This is a genomic window from Mesorhizobium onobrychidis (assembly GCF_024707545.1).
GTDB lineage: Bacteria > Pseudomonadota > Alphaproteobacteria > Rhizobiales > Rhizobiaceae > Mesorhizobium > Mesorhizobium onobrychidis.
In genome coordinates this window covers 5,253,744-5,277,597 of sequence record NZ_CP062229.1, presented here as the reverse complement: position 1 = coordinate 5,277,597, position 23,854 = coordinate 5,253,744, and the positions used below count along the sequence as shown (strand labels likewise).

At 62.9% G+C, this 23,854-nt stretch carries 26 protein-coding genes; 16 read left to right on the top strand and 10 right to left on the bottom strand.

Annotation, left to right across the window (positions count from 1 at the left end; all coding sequences use genetic code 11):
• Window positions 1–156 precede the first annotated feature (156 nt).
• The 5 genes from IHQ72_RS26315 to IHQ72_RS26295 all read left to right on the top strand — a co-directional run bounded on the left by IHQ72_RS26315 (window position 157) and on the right by IHQ72_RS26295 (window position 4,593).
• Window positions 157–675, top strand: a complete 519-nt coding sequence (locus IHQ72_RS26315) for an RNA polymerase sigma factor (protein ID WP_127313539.1) — start codon at window positions 157–159, stop codon at window positions 673–675.
• On the top strand, window positions 672–1,463 hold the full coding sequence (locus IHQ72_RS26310; protein ID WP_258118235.1) for an anti-sigma factor family protein: 792 nt from the start codon (window positions 672–674) through the stop codon (window positions 1,461–1,463). Before IHQ72_RS26315 ends, IHQ72_RS26310 begins: the two co-directional genes overlap by 4 nt.
• A 265-nt stretch (window positions 1,464–1,728) precedes the next feature.
• Window positions 1,729–2,835 (top strand): peptidase C39 family protein, encoded by a 1,107-nt coding sequence (locus IHQ72_RS26305; protein ID WP_258118234.1) that lies wholly within the window; start codon window positions 1,729–1,731, stop codon window positions 2,833–2,835.
• Window positions 2,832–4,295 (top strand): RimK family ATP-grasp domain-containing protein, encoded by a 1,464-nt coding sequence (locus IHQ72_RS26300; RefSeq protein WP_258118233.1) that lies wholly within the window; start codon window positions 2,832–2,834, stop codon window positions 4,293–4,295. Before IHQ72_RS26305 ends, IHQ72_RS26300 begins: the two co-directional genes overlap by 4 nt.
• Window positions 4,296–4,332: 37 nt before the next feature.
• Window positions 4,333–4,593 (top strand): DUF3303 domain-containing protein, encoded by a 261-nt coding sequence (locus tag IHQ72_RS26295; protein ID WP_374120282.1) that lies wholly within the window; start codon window positions 4,333–4,335, stop codon window positions 4,591–4,593.
• A gap of 50 nt (window positions 4,594–4,643) precedes the next feature.
• Here IHQ72_RS26295 and IHQ72_RS26290 read toward each other — a convergent pair whose 3' ends face one another.
• Window positions 4,644–5,588 carry a LysR substrate-binding domain-containing protein gene (locus IHQ72_RS26290; RefSeq protein WP_123149898.1) on the bottom strand — a complete coding sequence of 315 codons (945 nt, stop codon included), beginning with the start codon at window positions 5,586–5,588 and terminating at the stop codon, window positions 4,644–4,646.
• Window positions 5,589–5,695: 107 nt separating this feature from the next.
• Between IHQ72_RS26290 and IHQ72_RS26285 the strand changes: the two genes are divergently transcribed.
• The gene (locus tag IHQ72_RS26285) at window positions 5,696–6,586 is read left to right on the top strand and encodes a fatty acid desaturase family protein (protein WP_258118231.1); all 891 of its coding nucleotides are present in this window, start codon (window positions 5,696–5,698) and stop codon (window positions 6,584–6,586) included.
• Window positions 6,587–6,634: 48 nt separating this feature from the next.
• Here IHQ72_RS26285 and IHQ72_RS26280 read toward each other — a convergent pair whose 3' ends face one another.
• The 3 genes from IHQ72_RS26280 to ygfZ all read right to left on the bottom strand — a co-directional run bounded on the left by IHQ72_RS26280 (window position 6,635) and on the right by ygfZ (window position 10,361).
• Window positions 6,635–8,785, bottom strand: coding sequence for an EAL domain-containing protein (locus IHQ72_RS26280; RefSeq protein ID WP_309508976.1), 2,151 nt, complete (start codon window positions 8,783–8,785; stop codon window positions 6,635–6,637).
• A 65-nt stretch (window positions 8,786–8,850) separates the two neighbouring features.
• Window positions 8,851–9,483: an HD domain-containing protein gene (locus IHQ72_RS26275; protein ID WP_258118227.1), complete on the bottom strand. Its 633-nt coding sequence runs from the start codon at window positions 9,481–9,483 to the stop codon at window positions 8,851–8,853.
• Window positions 9,483–10,361 carry a CAF17-like 4Fe-4S cluster assembly/insertion protein YgfZ gene (gene ygfZ, locus IHQ72_RS26270; protein ID WP_258118226.1) on the bottom strand — a complete coding sequence of 293 codons (879 nt, stop codon included), beginning with the start codon at window positions 10,359–10,361 and terminating at the stop codon, window positions 9,483–9,485. The genes IHQ72_RS26275 and ygfZ overlap by 1 nt, the downstream gene beginning before the upstream one ends.
• A gap of 82 nt (window positions 10,362–10,443) precedes the next feature.
• On the opposite strand from ygfZ, the gene IHQ72_RS26265 reads away from it, so the two are divergent.
• Entirely contained in the window at window positions 10,444–11,775 is a 1,332-nt protein-coding gene (locus IHQ72_RS26265) for a dihydroorotase (protein WP_258118224.1), read from the top strand.
• 22 nt (window positions 11,776–11,797) lie between these two features.
• Here the strand turns inward: IHQ72_RS26265 and IHQ72_RS26260 are convergent, their stop codons facing one another.
• The 4 genes from IHQ72_RS26260 to IHQ72_RS26245 form a co-directional block, all read right to left on the bottom strand.
• Window positions 11,798–12,601, bottom strand: a complete 804-nt coding sequence (locus IHQ72_RS26260) for an alanine and proline-rich secreted protein Apa (protein WP_258118220.1) — start codon at window positions 12,599–12,601, stop codon at window positions 11,798–11,800.
• Between the two features lie 138 nt (window positions 12,602–12,739).
• Entirely contained in the window at window positions 12,740–12,997 is a 258-nt protein-coding gene (locus IHQ72_RS26255) for a hypothetical protein (protein WP_077381793.1), read from the bottom strand.
• A 313-nt stretch (window positions 12,998–13,310) separates the two neighbouring features.
• The gene (locus IHQ72_RS26250; RefSeq protein WP_258118216.1) at window positions 13,311–13,688 is read right to left on the bottom strand and encodes a TIGR02301 family protein; all 378 of its coding nucleotides are present in this window, start codon (window positions 13,686–13,688) and stop codon (window positions 13,311–13,313) included.
• A gap of 48 nt (window positions 13,689–13,736) precedes the next feature.
• On the bottom strand, window positions 13,737–14,156 hold the full coding sequence (locus IHQ72_RS26245; RefSeq protein WP_258118215.1) for an NUDIX hydrolase: 420 nt from the start codon (window positions 14,154–14,156) through the stop codon (window positions 13,737–13,739).
• A 124-nt stretch (window positions 14,157–14,280) separates the two neighbouring features.
• Between IHQ72_RS26245 and IHQ72_RS26240 the strand changes: the two genes are divergently transcribed.
• On the top strand, window positions 14,281–15,042 hold the full coding sequence (locus IHQ72_RS26240; protein ID WP_258118214.1) for an SOS response-associated peptidase: 762 nt from the start codon (window positions 14,281–14,283) through the stop codon (window positions 15,040–15,042).
• Window positions 15,043–15,125: 83 nt separating this feature from the next.
• Here the strand turns inward: IHQ72_RS26240 and IHQ72_RS26235 are convergent, their stop codons facing one another.
• Entirely contained in the window at window positions 15,126–15,281 is a 156-nt protein-coding gene (locus IHQ72_RS26235; RefSeq protein ID WP_095496669.1) for a hypothetical protein, read from the bottom strand.
• Window positions 15,282–15,670: 389 nt separating this feature from the next.
• Between IHQ72_RS26235 and cysS the strand changes: the two genes are divergently transcribed.
• From cysS to IHQ72_RS26195, 8 genes are all read left to right on the top strand, one after another.
• Entirely contained in the window at window positions 15,671–17,140 is a 1,470-nt protein-coding gene (gene cysS / locus IHQ72_RS26230) for a cysteine--tRNA ligase (protein ID WP_258118213.1), read from the top strand.
• The gene (locus IHQ72_RS26225) at window positions 17,137–17,523 is read left to right on the top strand and encodes a VOC family protein (protein ID WP_095496667.1); all 387 of its coding nucleotides are present in this window, start codon (window positions 17,137–17,139) and stop codon (window positions 17,521–17,523) included. Before cysS ends, IHQ72_RS26225 begins: the two co-directional genes overlap by 4 nt.
• 4 nt (window positions 17,524–17,527) lie before the next feature.
• The gene (locus tag IHQ72_RS26220; RefSeq protein WP_258118212.1) at window positions 17,528–18,019 is read left to right on the top strand and encodes a GFA family protein; all 492 of its coding nucleotides are present in this window, start codon (window positions 17,528–17,530) and stop codon (window positions 18,017–18,019) included.
• Window positions 18,016–18,492: a GFA family protein gene (locus IHQ72_RS26215; RefSeq protein WP_135936370.1), complete on the top strand. Its 477-nt coding sequence runs from the start codon at window positions 18,016–18,018 to the stop codon at window positions 18,490–18,492. Before IHQ72_RS26220 ends, IHQ72_RS26215 begins: the two co-directional genes overlap by 4 nt.
• Window positions 18,489–19,445: a prolyl aminopeptidase gene (pip, locus tag IHQ72_RS26210; protein ID WP_258118211.1), complete on the top strand. Its 957-nt coding sequence runs from the start codon at window positions 18,489–18,491 to the stop codon at window positions 19,443–19,445. The genes IHQ72_RS26215 and pip overlap by 4 nt, the downstream gene beginning before the upstream one ends.
• A 2-nt stretch (window positions 19,446–19,447) precedes the next feature.
• Window positions 19,448–21,064, top strand: a complete 1,617-nt coding sequence (gene cimA / locus IHQ72_RS26205; RefSeq protein ID WP_258118210.1) for a citramalate synthase — start codon at window positions 19,448–19,450, stop codon at window positions 21,062–21,064.
• An 83-nt stretch (window positions 21,065–21,147) separates the two neighbouring features.
• On the top strand, window positions 21,148–22,068 hold the full coding sequence (gene rarD / locus IHQ72_RS26200) for an EamA family transporter RarD (protein WP_258118209.1): 921 nt from the start codon (window positions 21,148–21,150) through the stop codon (window positions 22,066–22,068).
• A 15-nt stretch (window positions 22,069–22,083) separates the two neighbouring features.
• On the top strand, window positions 22,084–22,770 hold the full coding sequence (locus tag IHQ72_RS26195) for a glutathione S-transferase family protein (RefSeq protein WP_258118208.1): 687 nt from the start codon (window positions 22,084–22,086) through the stop codon (window positions 22,768–22,770).
• Between the two features lie 9 nt (window positions 22,771–22,779).
• Here the strand turns inward: IHQ72_RS26195 and IHQ72_RS26190 are convergent, their stop codons facing one another.
• A complete protein-coding gene (locus tag IHQ72_RS26190; RefSeq protein WP_258118207.1) occupies window positions 22,780–23,781 on the bottom strand; it encodes a transporter in 1,002 nt (333 codons plus the stop codon).
• Window positions 23,782–23,854 lie beyond the last annotated feature (73 nt).

Sequence of the window (23,854 nt, the reverse complement as noted above, 5' to 3'; positions counted from 1 at the left end):
GGCCTCCAGCGCCGGCCGGGAATAAACCGGTCCGCGCCAACGTTATTGCATTGCTTGGGTGGCCAGGGCGGCGGACCGCTTCGCGTTGGCCGCTTGCGCCGCGCCGTGAAGGCGCGTTCAATCGGATGAACAAGGGCGACCTCAGAACCAGCGGTCATGGACGAAAAGAAGGCAGCAATCCTGGGCGAAATACCACGCCTGCGCCGTTATGCGCGCTCGCTGCTGCGCGACCGCGATTCCGCCGACGATCTCGTTCAGGACTGTCTCGAACGGGCGCTTGTGCGGCTCGACAATTGGCAGACTGGCGAAAGCCCCAGGAGGTGGCTGTTTACGATCATGCATCATTTGTTCATCGATCAGATGCGCAAGGTGAACCGGCGCGGCGAAGCCGCGATGCTGCCGCTGGAAGCGAGTGAGGCGCAGGCAGCACCAGCCGAGCAGGTGGAGAGCATCGCCTCGCGCGAAATTATCGACGCGTTGCAGGCGATAAGCCCCGATCGGCGCGCAGCACTGGTCATGGTCGCCATCGAAGGCTTTTCCTATGCCGAAGCCGCCACCATCCTCGGCGTGCCGGCCGGCACGCTGATGTCGCGCATCGCGCGAGGGCGTGATGAGTTGCGCGGGCTGCTGGATGACGCCGCGCGTCGCCGGGCGATAAGGATCGTCGAGAAATGACCCGGCGCGATTTTTCCGAACGCGACATCCATATGGCTCTCGACGGCGAGTTGCCGATTGACGAGCGCGTGGCTTATGACGCCTGGCTCGACGCCAATCCTGAAATGAAGGCGAGGAGCGCCCGCTATGTCGCCGACCGCGCAGCGCTTCGTGCCACTTTTGCCGGCGTGCTCGACGAGCCGGTGCCGGCGCGGTTGCAGAAGATCGTGTTCGGCGAGGCGCCGGTCAAGGTGGCAGTAACGCGCTCGCGCTGGTGGCTTGCGGCCGCCGCAGCCGCGGTGCTGGCCATTGGCGGTGTTGGCGGTTATGTCGCCGGCATCGACCGCCTCGGTCTGGAAGACCCCGCCGAGGACCAGCTCGCCGAGCAGGCGATCGCGGCGCATGTCATCTATGCCGCCGAAAAACGGCATGCGGTGGAAGTGCCGGCCAGCGACAAGGATCATCTGCAGACCTGGCTGTCCAATAGAGTCGGCCTGAAACTGGTCGCACCGGATCTGGCGGCGCAAGGGTTCCAGCTCGTCGGCGGCCGATTGCTGCCGGCTGGCGCAAGCAAGGCCGCGATGCTGCTTTATGAGAACGACAAAGGCGAGCGCATCTCGCTGTTCGTCACGGCCGAATCGGCCGAGAAGGCCAAGGGCACCTATGGGTCGGAAGAGAACGGCCCCGAGGCCGTCTACTGGCTGGATAAGGGCTATGGCTGCGCCGTCGTCGGATCGCTGCCGCGCGCGCAGCTGACTGCGGTGGCGAAGAGCGCCTACAGCCAGCTTCTTGCCGGGCTGGCCAGCTGAGCTGCGCCTGTTTTTCAAAGGTTGCGTCTACAGCGCCGCGCGTCCTTTGAACGCGCAAAGGACGCTGTAGCACTTTAATGTTTGCGCATGATCCTGTCCGAAAATCGATTTCGATTTTTTGGGGTCATGCACCCCGCCGAAACTGTCACAATTGAGCCCGAATCAAGGTGCGATAGCGCTTGACGGATGCTGGCGCTTCGGCTGTGTTGTCGACACCTCTGACCAGGGCCTTTTCCACAACGCAATCGAGGTTTTCTGAGCCCGCATGCCTGCCGAGATTCGCACGGCCCGCGCGTCCGACGTCGATGACCTGGCCGTCATCGAGAAGGCTGTTTTCTCGAGTGATCGCATTTCCCGCCGCTCCTTTCGCCAGTTGATCGAACGCGAAAGTGCCGAGCTGCTGGTTGCCGAAAGCGACGGCCGCGTCGCCGGCTATGCGGTCGTGCTGTTTCGCAAAGGCAGCGGCGTCGCGCGGCTCTATTCCATCGCCATCGGTCCCTTTTTCGGCGGGCTCGGCATTGGCCGCATGCTGCTGGCATCGGCGGAGGAGACCGCCTTCGAACACAACCGCATGATGCTGCGCCTCGAGGTGCGCGAGGACAACAGCCGAGCCATTCGCATCTACGAGCAGAGCGGCTACCGCAAGATCGGCCGCGAACCAGGCTATTACGAGGACGGCGCCACGGCGCTGCGTTACGAAAAGACCTTGCGCGGCGACATTCCGGTCGCCACCAAGGTGCCGTTCTACCAGCAGACCTGCGAATTCACCTGCGGCCCGTGCTGCCTGATGATGGCAATGGCCAATTTCGAGCCCGGCTTCGTGCCCGACCCGGTCATGGAAATCCGTTTGTGGCGCGAGGCGACCACCGTTTTCATGATGTCGGGGCCTGGCGGCTGCGAGCCGTTCGGCCTCGCCGTTGCCGGCCACGAAAGCGGGCTCTCTGCCGAGATATATGTCTCCTTCCATGGCGCGCTGTTCCTGCAGTCGGTGCGCAGCCAAGACAAGCGCCGGGTGATGGAACTGGCGCAGGTCGACTTTCGCCGGCGCGCGGAACTTTACGGCATCCCGGTGAATTACCGTCCATTCGCCATCGACGATATCCGCACCGCGATCGCCGAGGGGAAACTGGTGTTGGTCCTGATCAGCGGCTTCCTGATGTTCGGCAAGAAGGTTCCGCACTGGGTGCTGGCCATCGGCGACGACGGCGACCATATCCTGATCCACGATCCCTGGGTCGAAGACGAGAGACAGGAGACCATTCTTGATGCCGCCAACATTCCCGTGCCTTACGGCATCTTCATGAACATGGCGCAGTTCGGCCGCGACGGATTGCGTGCCGCCATCACCCTCGGAAAGCGCGACAGACAATGACCTGGGTCATCCTTACCGGCCGGCAGAACGATCTCGATCAGGTGGCGACACCGCACAAGATCATCACCAATCGCGATTATCTTGCCCATCCGGCGTTGTTTCGCGGGCAGCGGCCGAAGGTCATCAACCTGTCGAACAATTACGGCTACCAAAGCCGCGGCTACTATGCCTCGCTGCTCGCCGGTTCGCGCGGCCACAAGGTCATCCCGACGGTCGAGACGATGATCGACCTGTCCGAGCGCAAGCTCTACGATCACGCGCTGCCGGAACTGGAACTCGCGCTCAACAAATGCCGCAAGGATCTGGGCGGCGTCTTTCCGCAAAAAGTCTGCATCTTCTTCGGCATCGGCCCGTCGAGGATATGGGATCGCTTTGCTAAGCTTTTATTCGATTGGTTCCGAGCGCCGGCGCTCGAGGTCAATATCACGGACAGCGCCGAATGGGCGTCTATCCGCAAGATCGGCTTCCATCCGCTGGCAAGGATGACCGAGGAGGAAGAAAAGCGCTTCCTTCAGTGCCTCGAGACCTACACCAACCGCGAGTGGCGCGACACCAAGGGCCGCACGCCGTCGCGCTACACCTTCGCCACATTGGTCGATCCGCATGAGGAGTTGCCGCCGTCGGAGATTTCGTCGCTGCGCTACTGGGCCAAGATCGCCGAAAAGATGGGCGTCGAAATCGAGCCGATCACCAAAAAGGATCTGGCCAAGCTCGCCAATTACGACGCGCTGTTCATCCGCGAGACCACTTCGATCTCCAACCACACTTACCGCTTCGCCCGCCGCGCCCAGCAGGAAGGCATGCCTGTCATCGATGATCCGCTGTCGATGATCCGCTGTACCAACAAGGTCTATCTCAACGAGCTGATGACCTACAACAAGGTGCCGGTGCCGCCGACGGTGATGATCGCCGGCACCTCGGATCTCGAAGTTGCGGCGCAGACGCTGGGCTTTCCGCTGGTGCTGAAGATCCCGGACTCGTCGTTTTCACGCGGCGTCAAGAAATGCGCCACCTTCGAGGAGCTGAAGACGCTTGCCACCGAATGGCTGGAGGATTCCGATCTTTTGATCGCGCAGAAATTCATTCCGACCGAATTTGACTGGCGCGTCGGCGTGCTCGGCGGCCAGCCGCTGTTTGCCGTGCACTATCTGATGGCCAAGAAGCACTGGCAGATCGTCAACCACAAGGCCAACGGCAAGCCCGACCAGGGCGGCATCAAGACCTTCACCTTGAAAGAGGCACCGGCCCATGTCGTCGAGACGGCGGTGAAGGCGGCGCAATGCATTGGCGATGGCCTCTACGGCGTCGACCTCAAGGAAACCAAGGACGGTGTCTTCGTCATCGAGGTCAACGACAATCCCAACCTCGACCATGGCTGGGAGGATTCCGGCGAAAAAGATGAGGTCTGGGTGCGGCTGACGCAGTGGTTCCTGGAGCGGCTGGACCGGCCGGGGCGGTAACCGTTCCACTTGGGGAGACGGAGAGATGCTATTCATAGTGATCGAGGATTTTCGCGGCCGCGATAGGAAGGAGATTTACCGTCGCTTCCGCGACCGTGGTCGCCTGATGCCGGATGGGCTTCGTCTTCATCACAGCTGGATCTCGGCGGACATGGGCCGCTGCTTCATCCTGATGGAGGCGGATGACGTCACGCTGCTGCAGCGTTGGGTCATCGAATGGTCGGATCTGGTGGATTTCGAGATTGTTCCCGTGGCAACGAACAAGGACATGGTGGACGGATTGAGCGGGCACCTCTGAGCAGGCGCAAAAGCTGCGGGTTCGCCATAATCGAATGCCGCCTCCTGCCATCAGGAGTTAGCGTTTTGTTTCGCGACTAGAGCCGGCGATAGCACCGAGCGCAGGCATTCCTCGATCAGCCACTGCCTGAACGCCGCCACCGCGTCGCGCCTCAAGCTTCGTTGCGGGATCGTCAGGCAATAGGGCTGGCGCAGCTCCAGCGCCTGTGCGACGGGCCTGATCAGCCTGCCGTCTTCCACCGCCTCGGCGCAGAAGACGCCCTGCGCGAGCGCGACGCCGAGGCCCGAAATGGCGAAATCGAGGGCCGCCCGTGACGAATTCGCCGACAGACCGCGCTGGGTCGCGCGGCCGGGCTCGATGCCGGCCGTCTCGAACCAGTTGCGCCAGGATGGAAAGGACGCGCCTGTCGGCCCCCAATCCGTATGGATCAACGGCAAGCGGGCGAGGGCGGCGCCTTCAAAACCGCCGATCCCGCTTGCCATGCCCGGTGCGCAAACGGGATAGACGGCATCGCTCACGATGTCTTCCGTTGCCTGGTCGCGATAGTGGGAGCGCCCATAGGAAAGACGTATGTCGATCAGGTCACGGTCGAACGACACCGGATCGTCTTCGCCTCTCAGCGATATGTCGACCGCGCCGTGGCTGGCGACAAAGCTCTTCAGGCGCGTCGAGAGCCAGCCCATCGCCATGGATTGCGGTACCGAGACGACAAGCCGTGATCGAAACTCCGCGCCGCTGAGCTCGCGCGACACGCTGCCGATCTCCTCGAAGGCCGTTGTCAGTCGAGGCAGCATTTCCCGGCCGGCATCGGTCAGCACGGCACGGCGGTTGACCCGGTGAAAGAGCTTGCGGCCCATCTGGTCCTCGATGGTCCGGATCAGCTGGCTGACCGCGGCAGCGGAAATCGAAAGTTCTTCGGCTGCGGCGGCAAAGCTGCCGCAGCGCGCTGCAGCCTCGAAAGCCTGGAGTCCCCGCAAGGATGGAAGTGCGACCATGGCAACCAATAGATAAGTCAAGCTTATCTAAATTGCAGAAATCCTCGTTTTGCGAAAGCTACTTTGGCGATTAGCCTCATCTGATCGACAGTGCGGGATTGAAACCAATGGACCATCGCGACGTGATCGCATCGCTGACGCAGCAACAGCGCGATCGGCTGACCGCCAAGTCGGATCGTCTCGGGCTGCTGCAGCTTGGCGGTCATTGGGGCGCGATCGTCGTCATCGGCTTGCTGATCATCGCCAAGGTCCCATTCTGGCCGCTTCTGATGCTGCCGCAAGGCATCCTGATCGTTTTCCTGTTCACGCTTCTTCACGAGACGATTCATCGCACGGCTTTCGAAACACAGCGGCTGAACGATAGCGCGGCGCGGGTCTGCAGTCTGGCGATCGCGTTGCCGGCCGACTGGTTCCGCTATTTCCATTTCGCTCATCACCGCTTCACCCAGGATCCGGAGAACGACCCGGAACTGGCCTTTCCCAAGCCGGAAACGCTGCGGCAGTATATTGTCCACGTCTCCGGCATTCCGGTGTGGTGGGGCCACTTCAAGAGGCTCTACATCAACGCCACTGGCAGATGCCAGGACAGTTGCGTACCGCCGAAAGGCCGGCCCAAGGTGCGCGCCGAGGCCCGCGCCATGATTGCCTTCTATGCCGTCGTGCTTGTGCTGGCCGTCTGGTTCCGGGCAACCACGCTCGTCTATGTCTGGATCGTGCCGGCGCTTCTCGGGCAGCCGTTCCTACGCCTCTATTTGCTGGCCGAGCATGGCCGCTGCCCTTTCGTGGCCAACATGCTGGAAAACACCCGGACGACGCTGACCAACTGGTTTGTCCGCAAGCTCGCCTGGAACATGCCCTTTCACGCCGAGCATCATGCCTATCCGGGTGTGCCGTTCCATCAACTGCCGGCGTTTCACGCGCTGATCGAGCGCCATCTCAAGGAGATCGAAGCCGGTTACGTGCGCTTCCACGAAAAATATATCGAAACATTGCGCTGATGGCAGGTATCTCAGGCCGAGCCGATGACTGGCTCGGCGCTGTCGCGTTCAACCGGATTGTCTGACCACCGCGCTCGACTTCAGCAGGCGCTGGATATCCGCCGCATTCGACGGCACACCGATCAGGTAGCCTTGGGCCTCGACACAGCCTTCCCTGCGCAGGAATTCAAGTTGCGCTCCGGTTTCGACGCCTTCGGCGGTGACGGTCGTTCCAAGCTGCGCACCGAGCCCGATAACCGTGCGCACGATCGCGGCCGTGTCGCGGTTGTCGATGTCGCGGATGAAGGAGCGGTCGATCTTGATCTTGTCGACCGGGAAGCGGCGGAGATAGCCGAGCGACGAGTAACCGATGCCGAAATCGTCCAGCGCGATACGGACGCCGAGGTCGCGCAACTGCCTGAGCGTCTTGAGCACGGTATCGCTCTCGTCCATCAGCACCGTTTCGGTGATTTCCAGTTCAAGCCGATCGGCCGGCACGCCGGAAAATGCCAACGCGGAGATCACACTGCGGGCAAAGGTACCACTTTTGATCTGCACAGCCGAGACATTGACCGCGATACGCAACCCATGCGGCCAGCCCGCCGCAACCGTGCAGGCTTTCCTCAGCGCCCACTCGCCGAGCGGCACGATCAGCCCGGTTTCTTCGGCGACCGGGATGAAGTCGTCTGGCGGCACCAAGCCGCGTGCCGGCGAGTGCCACCGCATCAGCGCTTCGGCGCCGACGATTTCGCTGGAGGCGATGTTCATGATGGGTTGGAAATCGAGCTCGAATTCCCGCCGCCGCAGCGCTGCCTGCAGGTCGGTTTCGAGTGCGCGTCGTGCCCGTACCATCGCATCCATGCCTGGCTCGAAGAAGCGATAGACGTTGCGTCCTTCGCTTTTCGCCCTGTAGAGGGCCATGTCGGCGTTTTTTAGCAGCGTGTCGGCATCCCTGCCGTCATGGGGGAAAAGGGCGATGCCAAGGCTGATGCCGACATGCATGTCGCGGCTTTTGTCGCGAAATGGCCTTCCAATGATGTCGACAATACGTTTTGCCAGTTCTTCCGCATCACTGGCATCTTTTGGGCCGGCATCTTGTGTATTGAACTGGATGATGACGAACTCATCGCCGCCGAAACGAGCGACCACATCCGTTTCGTTGCGTAGGCAATTTTGCAGGCGCTCGGCCACGCATTTCAGCAGCCAGTCGCCGGCCGGGTGCCCCCAGGTGTCGTTGACGGCCTTGAAGCGGTCGAGGTCCAGAGAGAATATCGCCAAGTTCGCGGCCTCACCTAAAGCCTGGTCGAGCCGTTCGCGGAACATCGAGCGATTGGGCAGGTTGGTCAGCGTGTCGTGATGTGCAAGATGGGTCATGCGCTCTTCGACGCGCCTGCGCTCGGTGACGTCGTCGAAGGTTGCGACCCAGCCGCCGCCACTCATCGGCCGCCGTACGACCAAAAGCGTTCTGCCATCGGCAAGATGGCGATAGGTTGACCGCATTTCCCCGGCTTGAAGGCAGGCCGCGGTTTTCGAGATCTCGCTCTCGATGTCGATCTCTGCATAGATACCCAGGCGGGCGAGCTGCTCGAGCGCGTCGCGATGACTCATGCCAAGCGGAAAATCAGCCGGCGTCACGTGGTAGAGTTCCAGGAAACGTTCGTTGCGCACGATCAGCCTACCGTCCGCGTCATACATCAAAAGGCCTTGCGACATGTTGGCCAGTGCCGCGTCGAAACGGCGGTGCTGCTCCTTCAGCTCCTGTTCGGCACGCCGTTGCTCGGTGATGTCCTCATAGATCGACACCCAGCCGCCCGAAGCCAGCGGCCGGTGCGAGATGTTGATGATGCGGCCATCCGACAGCTTTTCCTCGTAGGTCGAGGGTTTCGCCCGGTCGATATAGGGCTTGCGGATGGCGTAGAGTTCTTCGGCGCTGTGCGAGGCGACACCGATGTCGACGCTGTGCTGGAGGATGTCGAAAAACCGGATGCCGGGCTGCACGATCTCGGGGTCGAGGCAAAAGATGCTGGTATAATTGCCGTTGCAGATGATCATACGCTCGTCGGCATCGAACATGGCCAAGCCATGCGACATGTTCTCGACGGCGGCCGAAAAACGATCATCCTGTTTGCGCAGTTCGTCCTCTATCCGTCGCGGCAGGCCTATGCCTTCGGCCCTCCGTCCGCGGACGGGCGAACCAGCCTTGGCATGAGTGACGGACATGAGGCGTGCCTGCAGACCGTGATCGAACACGGCACTGTTGTCCTTTTCGGTTAATTTACCGTTTTTCAGTCGGCCGGCTGCACCGTTTGGCGCCGTGATTTCTCGATTGCCGCATACCGTTTGAGAAACGCGTTTTGCGCCCAGGTCACCGAACGCGGGGTGAAATCGAAGTGGTCGGCATTGAAGCCGCGCGGCCGGCCGAAGAATTCGGTCGCCTCGGCGGTCGAAAAGCCGGCAAGCAGCGTCGCCTCGAAATAGGCGGCGATCTGGTCGGCGCGCTTGATTTCCTTGCGCAGGCCAGCACTAGGTTCGACCGGCAGCGAAAAGCGCAGATGGATGGCGCGCTGCAGCCTCAGCTCGCACTCCTTGTAGCTGCCGCCCATCACCGATTTGAACGGTGAGATCATGTCACCGATGACATATTCCGGCGCGTCATGCAGCAAAGCCGCCAGCCGCGCGTCGGCCGGGGCGTCCGGCGCCAGCTCGCCGAAAAGCGCCTCGACCAGCAGCGAATGCTGGGCGACGGAAAAGGCGTGATCGCCGCTGGTCTGGCCGTTCCAGCGGGCGACGCGGGCAAGCCCATGGGCGATGTCCGAAATCTCGATATCAAGCGGCGAAGGGTCAAGCAGATCCAGCCTCCGGCCCGACAGCATGCGCTGCCAGGCGCGCGGCGGCGCGCCGGCACGGTCGGCCGCCATCAGGCCTCCTCCGCGCCGACGGATTCCTGCGGGCCAACGGTTTTCAGCGGAAAAGTGAACTTCGCCCAGGCAGGGATGGTGAGCGACACAGTGACGTCATCCGCCATGATCGGCTGGCCGGCGTCGAGCGCTGCCTTGACGCGGTCGATACGGGCTATGGCGAGGCCTGTCGTGCCGGCGGTGGTGCCAAGCGTGCCGACCGGTCGCCCGGCAACTGTCAGTTCGACGCCAGGAGCCGGCAGGGGCCGTTCGGCCGAAACGATCAGTACCCGCCGTCTGGCGGTGCCGCGATGCTGCATGCGCGAGACCACCTCCTGGCCGACATAGCAGCCCTTCCTGAAGCCGACACCGCCGGTCTCGTCGAGCAGCACATCATGCGGGAAGGCGTCGCCGAGCTGATAGTCGCTGCCGCTTTCGGCAATGCCGTGGGCGATGCGCAGAGCTTGCCATGCGGCCGGATCGCCGCCCGCGGCCGGGGCGCTATAAAAGCGGCTGACGGCTGCGTCGAGGAACCGTACATCGGCAACCGGCGATGAATTAAATTGCGAAGTGGTTGAATCATCGCCCCACGCAACAGTGACAAGCCCCTGATCGGCCTCGGCAATCTCGACCTTGGCGCGCAATTTGTAGAGCATCAGCCGGCGCATGAAATCGTCTGATATATCGGCTCGGCATTCGAGGCGGAAGGAATTCTCGCCAGCGCGGGAGATCAGGAAGTCGAACAGGATCTTGCCTTGCGGCGTCAGCAAGGCGCCAGGCTTTGCCTCGCCGGCAGCCAGTGCGTCGAGGTCGGTGGTCAGAATGTTCTGCAAAAAGTTCTCGGCATCCGGGCCTGACACGAAAACGAGTGCGCGATCTTTCAGTAGGGCAAAGGGCATGGGCGGAAAAGAACCTGATCTTGCAAAACAGTCGGCCATTACGTAAGCCGCTGACACTCCCCCCGCAAGAGACCGGATCAGCATGGCCACGACCTACGACCTCATCCTGACAGGCGGCACGGTGGTCAACCACGATGGCGAGGGCCGGCGCGACGTCGGCATCAACGGCGGGCGCATCGCCGCTATCGGCGATCTCGGCCAGGCTTCAGCCGGCGAGACGGTCGATTGTCGTGGCCTGCACATCCTGCCCGGCGTCGTCGACAGCCAGGTGCATTTCCGCGAGCCGGGGCTGGAGCACAAGGAAGATTTGGAGACCGGCTCGCGGGCAGCTGTGCTGGGCGGCGTCACCACCGTCTTCGAGATGCCCAACACCAACCCGCTGACCACCTGCGAGGCAGCCCTGGCCGACAAGGTGCGGCGCGCCTCCGGCCGCATGCATTGCGACTTTGCCTTCTGGGTCGGCGGCACCCGCGACAATGCCGGGGATGCCGGCGAACTGGAGCGGCTACCCGGTGCTGCCGGCATAAAAGTATTCATGGGCTCGTCCACCGGCGACCTTTTGGTCGAGGACGATGAGGGCGTCGCCTCGATCCTGAGGAATACCCGCCGCCGTGCGGCCTTCCATTCCGAGGACGAATTCCGGCTGCGCGAGCGACTCGGCGAACGCATCGAGGGCAACCCGGCCTCGCATCCGGTTTGGCGCGACGAGATCGCCGCCTTGCGCTGCACCGAGCGCCTTGTGCGCATTGCTCGGAAAGCCCGCGCGCGTATCCATGTGCTGCACGTCTCGACCGCCGAGGAGATCGCCCTCCTCGAACGGCACAAGGACGTCGCGACCTGCGAGGCGACACCGCATCATCTGACGCTGAGCGCTGACGACTATGCACGCCTCGGCACGCTGATCCAGATGAACCCGCCTGTGCGTGCAGCACGCCACCGCGACGGCATCTGGCACGGCATTGCGCAAGGCATCGTCGATGTGCTGGGTTCCGACCACGCCCCGCACACGCTGGCCGAAAAGGCAAAGCCCTATCCGGCCTCGCCGTCGGGCATGACCGGCGTGCAGACGCTGGTGCCGATCATGCTCGACCACGTCAATGCCGGCCGGCTGACGTTGCAACGTTTCGTCGACCTGTCCAGCCACGGCCCGCAGCGTATCTTCGGCATGGCCAGCAAAGGCCGCATCGCCGCCGGCTACGACGCGGATTTCACGATCGTCGATTTGAAGCGTCGCGAGACCATCACCAATGCGCAGGCAGGCTCGAAGGCCGGCTGGACGCCCTATGACGGCAGAGAAGTGACCGGGTGGCCGGTCGGAACAGTCGTGCGCGGCCGCCGCGTGATGTGGGAAGGCGAGATCGTCTCGCCAGGGCAGGGCCGGGCGGTGGAGTTTTCCGAGGCGCTGGCGGTCTAGAGCGGCGGACTTTCAAAGCCGCTCAATCCCCGGCGACGAAGAACGTCCACTGTCCGTCCGGCGTGATGCCGACGCGGTAGAAGATGTAGGCGCCGAACTGCTTCATGCTGTCATAGTCGCCGGCGGTGACGATCTTGAACAGCTCGACCCGCTGCCTGGCGTCGAGCTTGTCCAGCGGCAGCGCGAAGAAATATGGCCAGACATAGAGCTCCTGCGGCGTGCCGACATCGACAAGGACATAGCCGGCACTGAGTACCTCTTCCAGGATGGCGAGGATTTCCTGGCCTTCCGTGTCGCCCGAAAGACCTTTCAGGAAGGTGATCGGGTCGCCTTCGATCTCGCTCAGCGACAATTGGGTCATCGTATCGCCCTGGCCGATCAGCGGCCGGAGCTTTTCGATGTCGCCGCTCTTGCAGGCCCCGATAATCAGATCGTGCATGCGCCTGACCGGCTCCGGCAGCTTGCTGAGATCGTAGACGACCTCGGGCAAGGGTTCATCCGGGTCGACTTGCGGATTGGCTATGCCACCATCGTCTGTTGGCCTCTCCGGTTCGATCTGTTCCCGCTCGTCGGGGGGCGTCGGCTGGCTAGCCGCTGGCGGCGTCGTGGCGAGCGGGTCGGGCATCGGCACCGCAGTTCCCGGCGGCGACATGTCGTCGTCGGCGGGCGGCGCGACCGGCGAAGGAAGGTCCTCGCGCTTGATTTCGCTCAGTGCGTAAGCGGGGCTGCTTGCGAGGCAAAGCGCGAGCGGAACCGCGGCGCAAAAAGCGGCGAGCCGGATGCTGAGGGCCAAGCCACGCGGCTGGCCTGACGTCGAAAAATTCACCGCCTGCCTCTCCATGATTCCGTCCAGATGCCCAGGCCCTTACAGGTGCCCAGGCCCTTACAGGTGCCCAGGCCCGCCCAGGTGCCCGGGGCATGACCGCCCAAGCGGCACGCCGTGGTCAAAGAGCCTGATGCCGGTTCAGTGCCGCAGCCGTCCTGGTTCGAAGGCCCCGGCTATCACCTTTTCACGCATGCGGTCGAGCAGGGCAAGGGCCGAGGTCTCGCCATTGGCGCGCAGCATTTCGCCGAACGCGGTTTCAAGGGCCGCCTCGGCGATGATTTCCGGCTCGATTCCGGCCGAAAGCCCTTCCGCCCAGGCCTCGCTGTGGCTTTCCACGGCAGTCAGGCGCTTTTCTTCCCTGACCAGCGCGTCGATGTCGTTGACGCCATGTTCCATTGCGATGTCCACCCTTTTCAAGCGGCGATCCGGCAGATGCGGATCAGGCTTGGGCTGTCCCTTTTACACGCAGGTTAAGTAAGTACTTGTAAATACGACATTTCTAGGGTCGTTTCGACAAGGGCTCGTCACGTTTTGCAAACCTGCGTTCGATCCGATTCAAACTTAGCCGATTAGGCCGGCGAGCGGGATGAAAACCTTCAGTTTGAGTTAATTCCACATCCGCGCGGTAACGTTTCGTTAATGCCGTTGCAGAAGTGCAACACAAGGATTGCACTAAGACGCCACCGGACACAAGCAGGCGGTGCCAAGGTCAGTTGCCGTAGCGCGAGGCGATGTCGCGCGACAGCGTCTCGCCTTCCTTCATGTAGCGGCTGATGGCTTCGGTCGCCGAGGCGGTACACTGTGTGTAGGTGCCGCCGAAGGAGCGGTAGCCGCGGTTGAAGCTGGCAATGAAGCGTGCGCGCCGCTCCGGGTCCGGGTTTTCCGAAGCAATCAGCTTCTCCATCTCGACCCGCCAGCGGTCGCCTTTCTCGCCGCACAGATTACGCAGGAAATGCAGCGATCCCAGCACCTCTGCCAGCCGCATCAGCCCCGGCTCGAACGGCGACTCGGCGGCCTGAGCCGTCCGCGCCCCGATTACCGCACTGGCGGCGAGGCAAGCTGCAAGGAAAACCGATGCGCGGATCATAAGTCTATGTGGCCAAACAATTTGTCACCTGCAAGGCGATTTTGGACGTTACGCCCCTGCATTCCTGAGCAATTCGTCGGCAACGGCAAACACCGAAGCGGCAAGCGGCAGCGCCGTCATTTCGCCGAGCGTATAGAAGGCGGCGGTCTCGGCGTCGTCGCTGGCTATGGGCTCGCCGCCGACATAGGTGGCGCCGAACACCGTCAGCAGATAGTCGACCGGGTGCCCGTCGCTGCCGCCGTCGATGTGGATTTCCCGAAGTGGGCGGTAGTTGTGCGCCTGCAACCCGGTTTCTTCCAGCAATTCGCGCTGCGCGGCTTCTTGCAGCGTTTCGCCGGCCTCGACCTTGCCGCCTGGAAACGCGTAAAATCCTTGCGAAGGCTGCCGCGCCCGCCTGACCAGCAGCACCGTGTCGCCGCGGACAATGGCGACCGAGACAGCCGGAAGTATCTTGCGCATCTCGTCCATGGATCTCCGATCGTCATTTGCTGCAGCCCGTTGTGGACCGGTCGGCTTGAAGAAGCATTAGCGGTTGCGCAACGCCGGTTCCATCGCCACCTTCGCATCCGACCAATTCAACGAGTTTTAGCTTATGTGCGGACGCTTCGCCTTGACCGCCACGCCGGACCAGACTGCCGCCTTTCTCGGTCTGGCGGAGCTGGAGGTTTTTCCGGCCCGCTACAACATCGCGCCGACGCAGCCGGTCCTGATGGCGATTGCAGGCTTGCCGCAGGCGCCGGGCTCGAACCTGGCCGACCGGCAGCCGATGCTGGTGCGCTGGGGACTGATCCCGGCCTGGGTGAAGGACACGCGTGAGTTTCCGCTGCTGTTCAACGCCCGCTCGGAGGGAGCAACGGAAAAGGCCTCGTTTCGCACCGCCATGCGCCATCGCCGCGCTTTGGTCCCGGCTTCCGGCTTCTACGAATGGCGTCAATCAGGCGGCAAGAGGGGGCAGCCCTATTGGGTGCGGCCGAAGCATGGCGGGCTTGTCGCCTTCGCCGGGCTGATCGAGACCTATGCCGAGCCGGGCGGTTCGGAGATGGACACCGGCGCCATTCTGACCGTTAACGCCAGTGCCGACATCGCCCATATCCATGACCGGATGCCGGTGGTGATGGATCCGCAGGATTTCGCCCGCTGGCTGGATTGCCGCACGCTGGAGCCGCGCGACGTGGCCGACCTGCTCAGACCGGCACAGCTCGATTTCTTCGAGGCTGTTCCGGTTTCCGACCTCGTCAACAAGGTCGCCAACACCGGGCCGGAGATTCAGGAAAGGGGCGTCGTGGGGCCGGAGCCCGGGAAGGCCAGGCGCCAGAAGCCCGGCGCGGACGACAGTCAGATGACCTTGTTTTAGCAGTAGCTGCTATTTCCTGGGGCGCTTCAGCGCCTTCATTGCCCGCGCCCCATTTACTGGCGACCGGCTGGCCGCACGTCACATCAGGCAGCGCGCGGCGATATGATCTTCTGCACCGGCTTCTTCTTCTTCGCTGTGTGGAGAAGGGCGGCGACAATCGCGGCCGGGCCGATCGCCCGGTATTGGCTGGCGAGCGCCGGTTGCTTGGCGCTGCTGGAGTCCTGCTTGGTTCGGGGCATTTTTCTCTTCCCTGGTAACGTCTTCGTGTCCGCGTTTGCTGGTCGAATCCGACCAAATCGTGACATCTGGTGATCTAGCCGGCGAATGTTTCATGACTGTGCCGAGATGTTTAATAAAATGTTTCACTGCGTCATTACCTGTGATCCAGCAACTCTTTTGCCGAAAGTTGCGACTTGACGGCAACACTGGGTGAGGCGATAAAGCCGCTCATGAGAACGTCTTTCGCCATTTGTGGCATTTGCATTATTGGCTAGCTTCGCGCTGGTCCGGACGTTTTCGCCTATCTTCCTTCTAGAGTGGACAAACGCCCCGGCCAGCAGGCTGGTGCCTGATTTGCGTCTCGGCGCAAGTGGGCCCAGCCAAAAAGTAACGCACCGGGAAGGCACGAATGTCTGACGCATCGAAGGGCCTGCGCCTCTACAACACGCTGACGCGGACCAAGGAGGATTTCTTCCCGATCGATCCGCGCAATGTGCGCATGTATGTCTGCGGCCCGACGGTCTACGACTTTGCCCATATCGGCAACGCGCGGCCGGTGATCGTCTTCGACGTGCTGTTCCGTCTGCTGCGCCATCTCTACGGGCAAGCGCACGTCACCTATGTACGCAACATCACGGATGTCGACGACAAGATCAATGACCGCGCACTGCGCGATTTCGGCGGCGAGATTGCCTCGGGAAAGCTGTCGCTGAACGAGGCGATCCGGCGCGTCACCGAAAAAACCGCCGACCAGTTCCACAAGGATGTGGCGACGCTCGGCTGCCTGGAACCGACGGTCGAGCCGCGCGCCACCGAATTCGTCGAGCCGCGCGCCGATGGCAAAGTCGACATGATCTCCTTGATTCAACGGTTGATCGAACGCGGCCATGCCTATGTTGCGGCAGGCGAAGTACTGTTCGACACGGCCTCGATGCCGGACTACGGCCAATTGTCGAAGCGCTATCTCGACGAACAGCAGGCCGGCGCTCGCGTCGCCGTCGATCCACACAAGAAGAATCCTGGCGATTTCGTGCTGTGGAAGCTGTCCTCGCCGGAAGAGCCGGGCTGGGACAGCCCGTGGGGCAGGGGCCGGCCGGGCTGGCACATCGAGTGCTCGGCGATGTCGGCCGCCTATCTCGGCGAGGTCTTCGACATCCATGGTGGCGGGCTCGACCTGATCTTCCCGCACCACGAGAACGAGATCGCCCAGTCGCGCTGCGCCCACGGCACCGATGTGATGGCCAAAGTGTGGATGCACAACGGCTTCCTGCAGGTCGAGGGGCAGAAGATGTCCAAGAGCCTGGGCAACTTCTACTCGATCAACGAGTTGCTGGAGACGGAGATCTTTGGCGGCCGCAGATGGCCGGGCGAGGTGCTGCGGCTGGCGATGCTGATGACGCATTATCGCGAGCCGATCGACTTTTCCGTGCGCAAGCTGGAAGAGGCGGAAAATACGCTGCGCAAATGGAAGCGGGCGGCGGACCTTGTGCCAGCGGCGGCAAAGCAATTGCCGGTAGAAGTGGTGGAAGCCCTGTCGGACGATCTCGCAACCTATTCTGCATTCCAGGTGCTGACGCAGCTGGCCGGTGAGGCCGTGGATTTCAATGCTGCCGGTGATGGCAACGCAATCGCGGGCAACGATGCTGCCGCTTCGCTGAAGGCGGCGTTGCTGTTCCTTGGCTTCGACGTTACGCCGGCCAAGGTTGATGAAGACGCCATCGCCAGGGCGATCGCCAAACGCCTGACCCTCATCGCTGCAGGAAATTGGGCCGAGGCCGACCGCATCCGTGCCGAATTGCTGGCGCAAGGTATCCAGTTGAAGGACGGCAAGGACCCCGTCACCAGCGCCCGCATCACCACCTGGGAGATAAAAAGATGATCGATCATCTTGGCATCACCGTTTCCGATTTCGACGCGTCGAAGGCGTTCTATGACAAGGCGATGGCGCCGCTCGGTGCCTCACTGCTCTACATGGTGCCGCAGGAATATACCGGCGGTGCGAAGGTCGGCGGCTATGGCCGTGACCGGCCGGTGTTCTGGCTGCATCAAGGCAAGGACAAGCCGAAGGACCGCCAGCACGTCGCCTTCACTGCGCGCAGTCGCGCCGAGGTCGATGCCTTCCACGCCGCCGCCATCGCTGCCGGCGGCAAGGACAATGGCGGACCGGGCCTGCGTCCGCACTATCATGCGAACTACTATGGCGCCTTTGTCTTCGACCCCGACGGCAACAATGTCGAAGCCGTCTGCCATGCCGCGGAGTGACGCAATGAGCCTAGACAACAGACCAGTCTATACAGGCGGTTGCCAGTGCGGCGCCGTGCGCTTCCGTATCGAAGGCGCGCTGGGTGACGCCTCCGTCTGTCATTGCCGCATGTGCCAGAAGGCAAGCGGCAATTTCTACCTGCCGCTGGTGTCCGTGCGTGGCGCAAAACTCGATTGGACACGCGGCGAGCCCAAACGCTTCCGCTCGTCCAACGCCGCATTGCGCGGCTTCTGCGTCGATTGCGGCACGCCGCTGACCTTCGAGGCGTCCGATGGCATCGCCCTCGCCATCGCCGCCTTCGACGATCCGGAGGACATCGCGCCGACCATGCAGTGGGGCACCGAAGCAAAACTCCCCTATGTCGATCATATCCACGAATTGCCCGGCGAGGACACGATGGCCGATATTTCGTCGTCCTCCTATCTTGCCGATCTCGTCTCTTACCAGCACCCCGACCACGACACCGAACAATGGCCGCCGGAGGAAAGATCATGACCGAAACCGTTCGAACCGGCGGCTGCCAGTGCGGCGCCGTGCGTTTCCGCATTCGTGGGGCGCTTGGGCGCCCGTCCATCTGCCATTGCCGCATGTGCCAGAAACAGTTCGGCTCGTTCTTCGGCGCGCTGGTGACGGTGCCGAAGGACGGCGTCGAATGGGTGCGCGAAGAGCCGAGCTATTTCCAGTCGTCGGTCAATATCGATCGCGGCTTCTGCGCCCGCTGCGGCACGCCGTTGACCTACAGGCAGCCCGGCGGGCTTGAGATCGCCATCGGCGCTTTTGATGATCGCTCCGACCTCGCACCGCAGATCCAGATCAACTACGCCGCCCGGCTGCCCTGGGTGGAGAAGATCTTCGACGCGCCGGTCCATGACGATCCCGACTACTACACCCGGCAGGAATCGATCATCTCCTTCCAGCATCCGGATCACGAGACGGCCAACTGGCCGCAGCAGGGCCTGAAATTATGAGCAGTGAACTGCGCACCCTCTATCCGGAGATAGAGGTCTACGAGTCCGGCATGCTGGATGTCGGCGACGGCCATCAGGTCTACTGGGAGCGTTCCGGCACCAGGGGTGCCAAGCCGGCCGTATTCCTGCATGGCGGACCGGGCGGCACCATTTCCCCGAAGCACCGGCGGCTGTTCGATCCGAAGCTTTACGATGTCATCCTGTTCGACCAGCGCGGCTGCGGGAAGTCGACGCCCAACGCCTCGCTCGTGGCCAACACCACCTGGCATCTTGTCGCCGATATCGAGCGCCTGCGCGACATGTGCGGCTTCGACAAATGGCTGGTGTTCGGCGGCTCGTGGGGCTCGACCCTGGCGCTGGCCTATGCCGAGACGCACCCCGAGCGGGTCAGCGAACTGGTCGTGCGCGGCATCTACACGCTGACGCGTGCGGAACTCGAATGGTATTACCAGTTCGGGGTGTCGGAAATCTTCCCCGACAAATGGGAGCGCTTCCTGGCGCCGATCCCCGAGGCCGAGCGCGGCGACATGATGGCCGCCTATCGCAAGCGGCTGGTCGGCAGCGACCGCAAGGCGCAGGTCGAGGCCGCCCGCGCCTGGAGCCTTTGGGAGGGCGAGACGATCACGCTGTTGCCAGATCCGGAAACCAGCAGCCGGTTTGGCGAAGACGACTACGCCGTCGCCTTCGCCCGCATCGAGAACCATTATTTCGTCCATGCCGGCTGGCTGGAGGAAGGGCAATTGCTGCGTGATGCTTTCACGTTGAAGCACATCCCCGGCACCATCGTTCATGGCCGCTACGACATGCCGTGCCCGGCGCGCTATGCCTGGGCGCTGCACAAGGCGTGGCCGACGGCGGATTTCCACCTGATCGAGGGCGCCGGCCATGCCTATTCGGAGCCGGGCATCCTCGACCGGCTGATCCGGTCGACGGATCGGTTTGCGGGGAAATGATCATGGGCCGCGAGCGCCTCTATCTCTTCGACACCACACTGCGCGATGGCCAGCAGACGCCGGGCATCGACTTTTCGGTCGAGGACAAGATTGCCATCGCCGGGCTGCTCGACGGGTTCGGCGTCGACTATGTCGAGGGCGGCTATCCTGGCGCCAATCCGACCGACACCGCCTTCTTTGCCGAGCACCGCACGGCCAGCGCCAAATTCGTCGCCTTCGGCATGACCAAGCGGGCAGGGGTGTCGACCTCGAACGATCCAGGCCTTGCCGCACTGGTCCAGTCGAAGTCGGACGCCATCTGCTTTGTCGCCAAGAGCTGGGATTACCATGTCCGCGTCGCGCTGGGCTGCACCAACGAAGAAAACCTTGAGGCGATCAAGGCCTCGGTCGAGGCAGCGGTTGCTGCCGGGAAGGAAGCGCTGGTCGACTGCGAGCATTTCTTCGACGGCTTCAAGGCCAATCCCGATTATGCGCTCGCCTGCGCCAGGACCGCCTACGACGCCGGCGCGCGCTGGGTGGTGCTGTGCGACACCAATGGCGGCACGCAGCCGTCGGAAGTGCGTGCCATCGTCGAGAAGGTCATCGCCTCCGGCATTCCCGGAGACCATCTCGGCATCCATGCCCATGACGACACCGGCCAGGCGGTGGCGAATTCGCTGGCCGCCGTCGAGGCCGGCGTGCGCCAGATCCAGGGTACGCTGAACGGCATCGGCGAGCGCTGCGGCAACGCCAATCTTATCTCGATCGTGCCGACGCTGGCGCTGAAGCTGGCCTTTTCCAACCGCTTCGAGACAGGCATCTCGGCCGAAGCATTGGCCGGCATATCGCGCCTTTCCCGCGCCTTTGACGAATTGCTGAACCGCGCGCCGGAAGCGCAGGCGCCCTATGTCGGCGCTTCCGCCTTCGCCACCAAAGCCGGCATCCATGCCTCGGCGCTGGCCAAGGAGCCCGCCACCTACGAGCATGTGCCGCCGGAAGCGGTCGGCAACCGCCGCCGCGTCATGGTCTCGGACCAGGGCGGCAAGGCCAATTTCCTCGCCGAGTTGAAACGGCGCGGCATCGACATGCCGAAGGACGACCACCGGCTCGATGCGCTGATATCAGTGGTCAAGGAGCGCGAGGCCGAGGGCTATGCCTATGAAGGCGCCGATGCCAGCTTCGAGCTGCTGGCGCGCAAGATGCTGCACGGCCTGCCGGAATTCTTCAGCGTCACCTCGTTCCGCTGCATGGTCGAGCGCCGCTTCGACGCCAACGGCCAGCTGAAGACGGTCTCCGAGGCGATCGTCAAGGTGCTGGTCGACGGCGAGGAGAAGATGTCGGTGGCGGAAGGGCACGGCCCGGTCAATGCGCTCGATATTGCGCTGCGTAAGGATCTCGGAAAATTCCAGAACGAGATCGCCGACCTCGAGCTTGCCGACTTCAAGGTGCGTATCCTCAATGGCGGCACCGAGGCGATCACCCGCGTGCTGATCGAATCGCATGACGCAACCGGCGCCCGCTGGTGGACGGTCGGGGTCTCGGAAAACATCATCGACGCCTCGTTCCAGGCGCTGATGGATTCGATCGTCTACAAGCTGATGAAGAACCGCGAGTTGGCCGGGCTGGTCGCGGCAGAGTAGGATTGAACCATCAGCGAAAGTCCATTGATCCATCAGAACTTTGCGATGGTCTTGGCACGGCGGCTGGCGCATAGCGTTGGGCCATGGCCACGCAAGCAATTCAGCTCGAAGCAGACTCAAAGTCCCGGCGTGGCTTCCTGCTGGCGCTGGGCGCCTATCTCCTGTGGGGGTTGCTGCCCTTCTACATGAAGGCGGTCGCGCATCTGCCGCTGGCCGAAGTCATCGCGCACCGCATCGTCTGGTCGGTGCCGATCGCCGCCGCCGTTCTGGTCTGGGCCGGCCGCACCGCGGACTTCAAGGCCGCAATCCGTTCGCCGCGCATCATTTCGATGGCGGCGCTGACGGCGGCGCTGATTTCAGTCAACTGGGGCATCTATGTCTGGGCGATCGCGGTCGACCGCACCATCGAGACCGCGCTCGGCTACTACATCAACCCGCTTGTCAGTGTCGTTGTCGGCGCGCTGTTGCTCGGCGAGCGGCTCGACCGGCTGCAGATCGCGGCGGTTGTGCTGGCGGCCATCGCAGTCGCGGTGCTGACGATCGACGCCGGCAAGCTGCCCTGGGTATCGCTGGTGCTGGCGTTTTCCTTTGCCGCCTATGCCTTCTTCCGCAAGACGTTGCCGATCGGTCCGAGCCAGGGCTTTTTGCTTGAAGTGCTTTTGCTGTCGGTGCCGGCGCTCGGCTACATCATCTTCCTCATCGTTACCGGGCAGGACCATTTCGTCTCCGGCTCATTGAACGATACGGCCTTGCTGGTCGGCTGCGGCCCGGTCACTGCCATCCCGTTGCTGCTGTTTGCCTTCGGGGCCAAGCTGTTGCGTCTCTCCACCATCGGCATCATGCAGTATATCGCGCCGACCATTGTGTTCCTGATCGCCGTGCTGATCTTCGGCGAACCCTTCGGCAGCACCCAGGCCATCGCCTTCGGCTTGATCTGGACGGCGCTGGCGATCTACTCCTGGTCGATGTTCCGCGGCCGTGAGATCCGGCCGGCAGTGCGTTAGGACGAGGGATTTTCGATGCACGTGCTACACATAGCAAACAAGAATTATTCCTCGTGGTCGCTGCGGCCCTGGGTGCTGATGCGGACATTGGACGTCCCCTTCGAGGAGCGGCTGACACCGTTTCCGACCGGATCGAGCTGGAGCCTCTACCGGCGGTTCTCGCCCAGCGGCCGCGTACCTTGCCTGATCGACGACGGCTGGGCGGTTTGGGATTCGCTCGCCATTGCCGAATATCTGGCCGAGCGCCACGCCGGCGTCTGGCCTGCCGACGCGAAGTCGCGAGCCTGGGCGCGGTCGGCTGCGGCCGAAATGCATTCGAGTTTCACCGCTTTGCGCGGCTCCTGTCCGATGAATTGCGGTGTCCGCGTCGCGCCGGTGCCGATGTCCGATGCGCTGAAGCACGACCTCTTCCGTCTCGGGGATCTCTGGGGCGATGGGCTGCGCCGCTTCGGCGGACCGTTCCTGACTGGCGATCGCTTCACCGCCGTTGACGCCTTCTTTGCCCCGGTGGCGTTTAGGGTTCAGTCCTACGGACTGTCTTTCGAGGGCGCAGCTGCCACCTATCCGGCGCGATTGCTGGCGCTGCCGGCGATGCGCGAATGGTACGCGGCAGCCCTTGCAGAGACGTGGCGCGAGCCGAACCACGAAGCGGAGGTGCGCGCCGCCGGCACTGTCATCGAGGATCTTCGCGCAACCTTGTAACGGTTGCCGCTACATCCCGCGCCCCAGCCGCCTGACGAACAGATAGACGACCGCCGCGACAACCAACGATATCGCCGACGCCACCCAAAAGCCCGCCGGCGTGTCGACCAGCGGCAGCCCGCCGACATTCATGCCGAACAGGCCTGAGATGATCGTCATCGGCAACAGCACCGCCGTCATAACCGACAGCATGTAGAGCAACTGGTTCGACTGCGTCGTCAGCTTGGCCATCAGCTCGTCCTGCAAGAGCCGGGCGCGCGCCTGCAATTGCTCGCCGTCATGGTGCAATGTATGGGCGCGGTGCGAAAGCCGTGCCGCCATGTCGTTGATCGCGTCCGGCAAGTCGTTGCGATGTGAATGGTCGAGATGGCGGAACAGGCTGGTCAGCGTCGCCATCTGCCGATGGATCACCACCAGTTGCCGGCGCGCATCGACCAGCGCCTGCCGCTCATTGTGCCATGCATCGCAGACGATGCGGTCCTCGATGCCATCGAGCGTGTCGCTAAGGCCAGCGAGTTCCGTCGTCATGCCGTCGAGCGACTGGCCCATGACAGCCTCGATCAGTTCGGCCGGAGAGCGGAACTTGCGCGATCCGTTGTCAATCGCCTTGCGGACATTGTCGACCGACCGGAGCGGTTGCTTGCGGCCGCCGATCAGCATCGTGTCGTTGAAAGCGAAGCGGAAATGGCCGAGCCCGCGCGCCTCCGCCGAATAGTCGTGGCGCAGGTCCGGCAGATCGCCGTAGAGCCAGTCGCCCTCAAGGTCGATATGGCAGCCATGGCCGGCCGACAGGAAGGCATCGCGCACCGGCGGCGGCAAAGCCGGCTCGGCGGCGATCTCGTGGCGGGCGCGCATGTCTGAAAGCTGATAGCTGCGCCATGTCCAGTGTGTAACGGCCGGGTCTTCGGTTCGCGCGCCTTCGGCGGTGAAGTGATAGATGAAGAACAGCCCGTGCTCGTCGGGCAGATAAGGCGATAGGTCGCTGCCTTCGGGATTGAGAGCGATGTTCATGGTCGCTTCGCCAGGTTATCGAATACGCGCCGCGCGGCAGCGGCCGGTGATTCCTAGCACGGGCGCTCCCGGT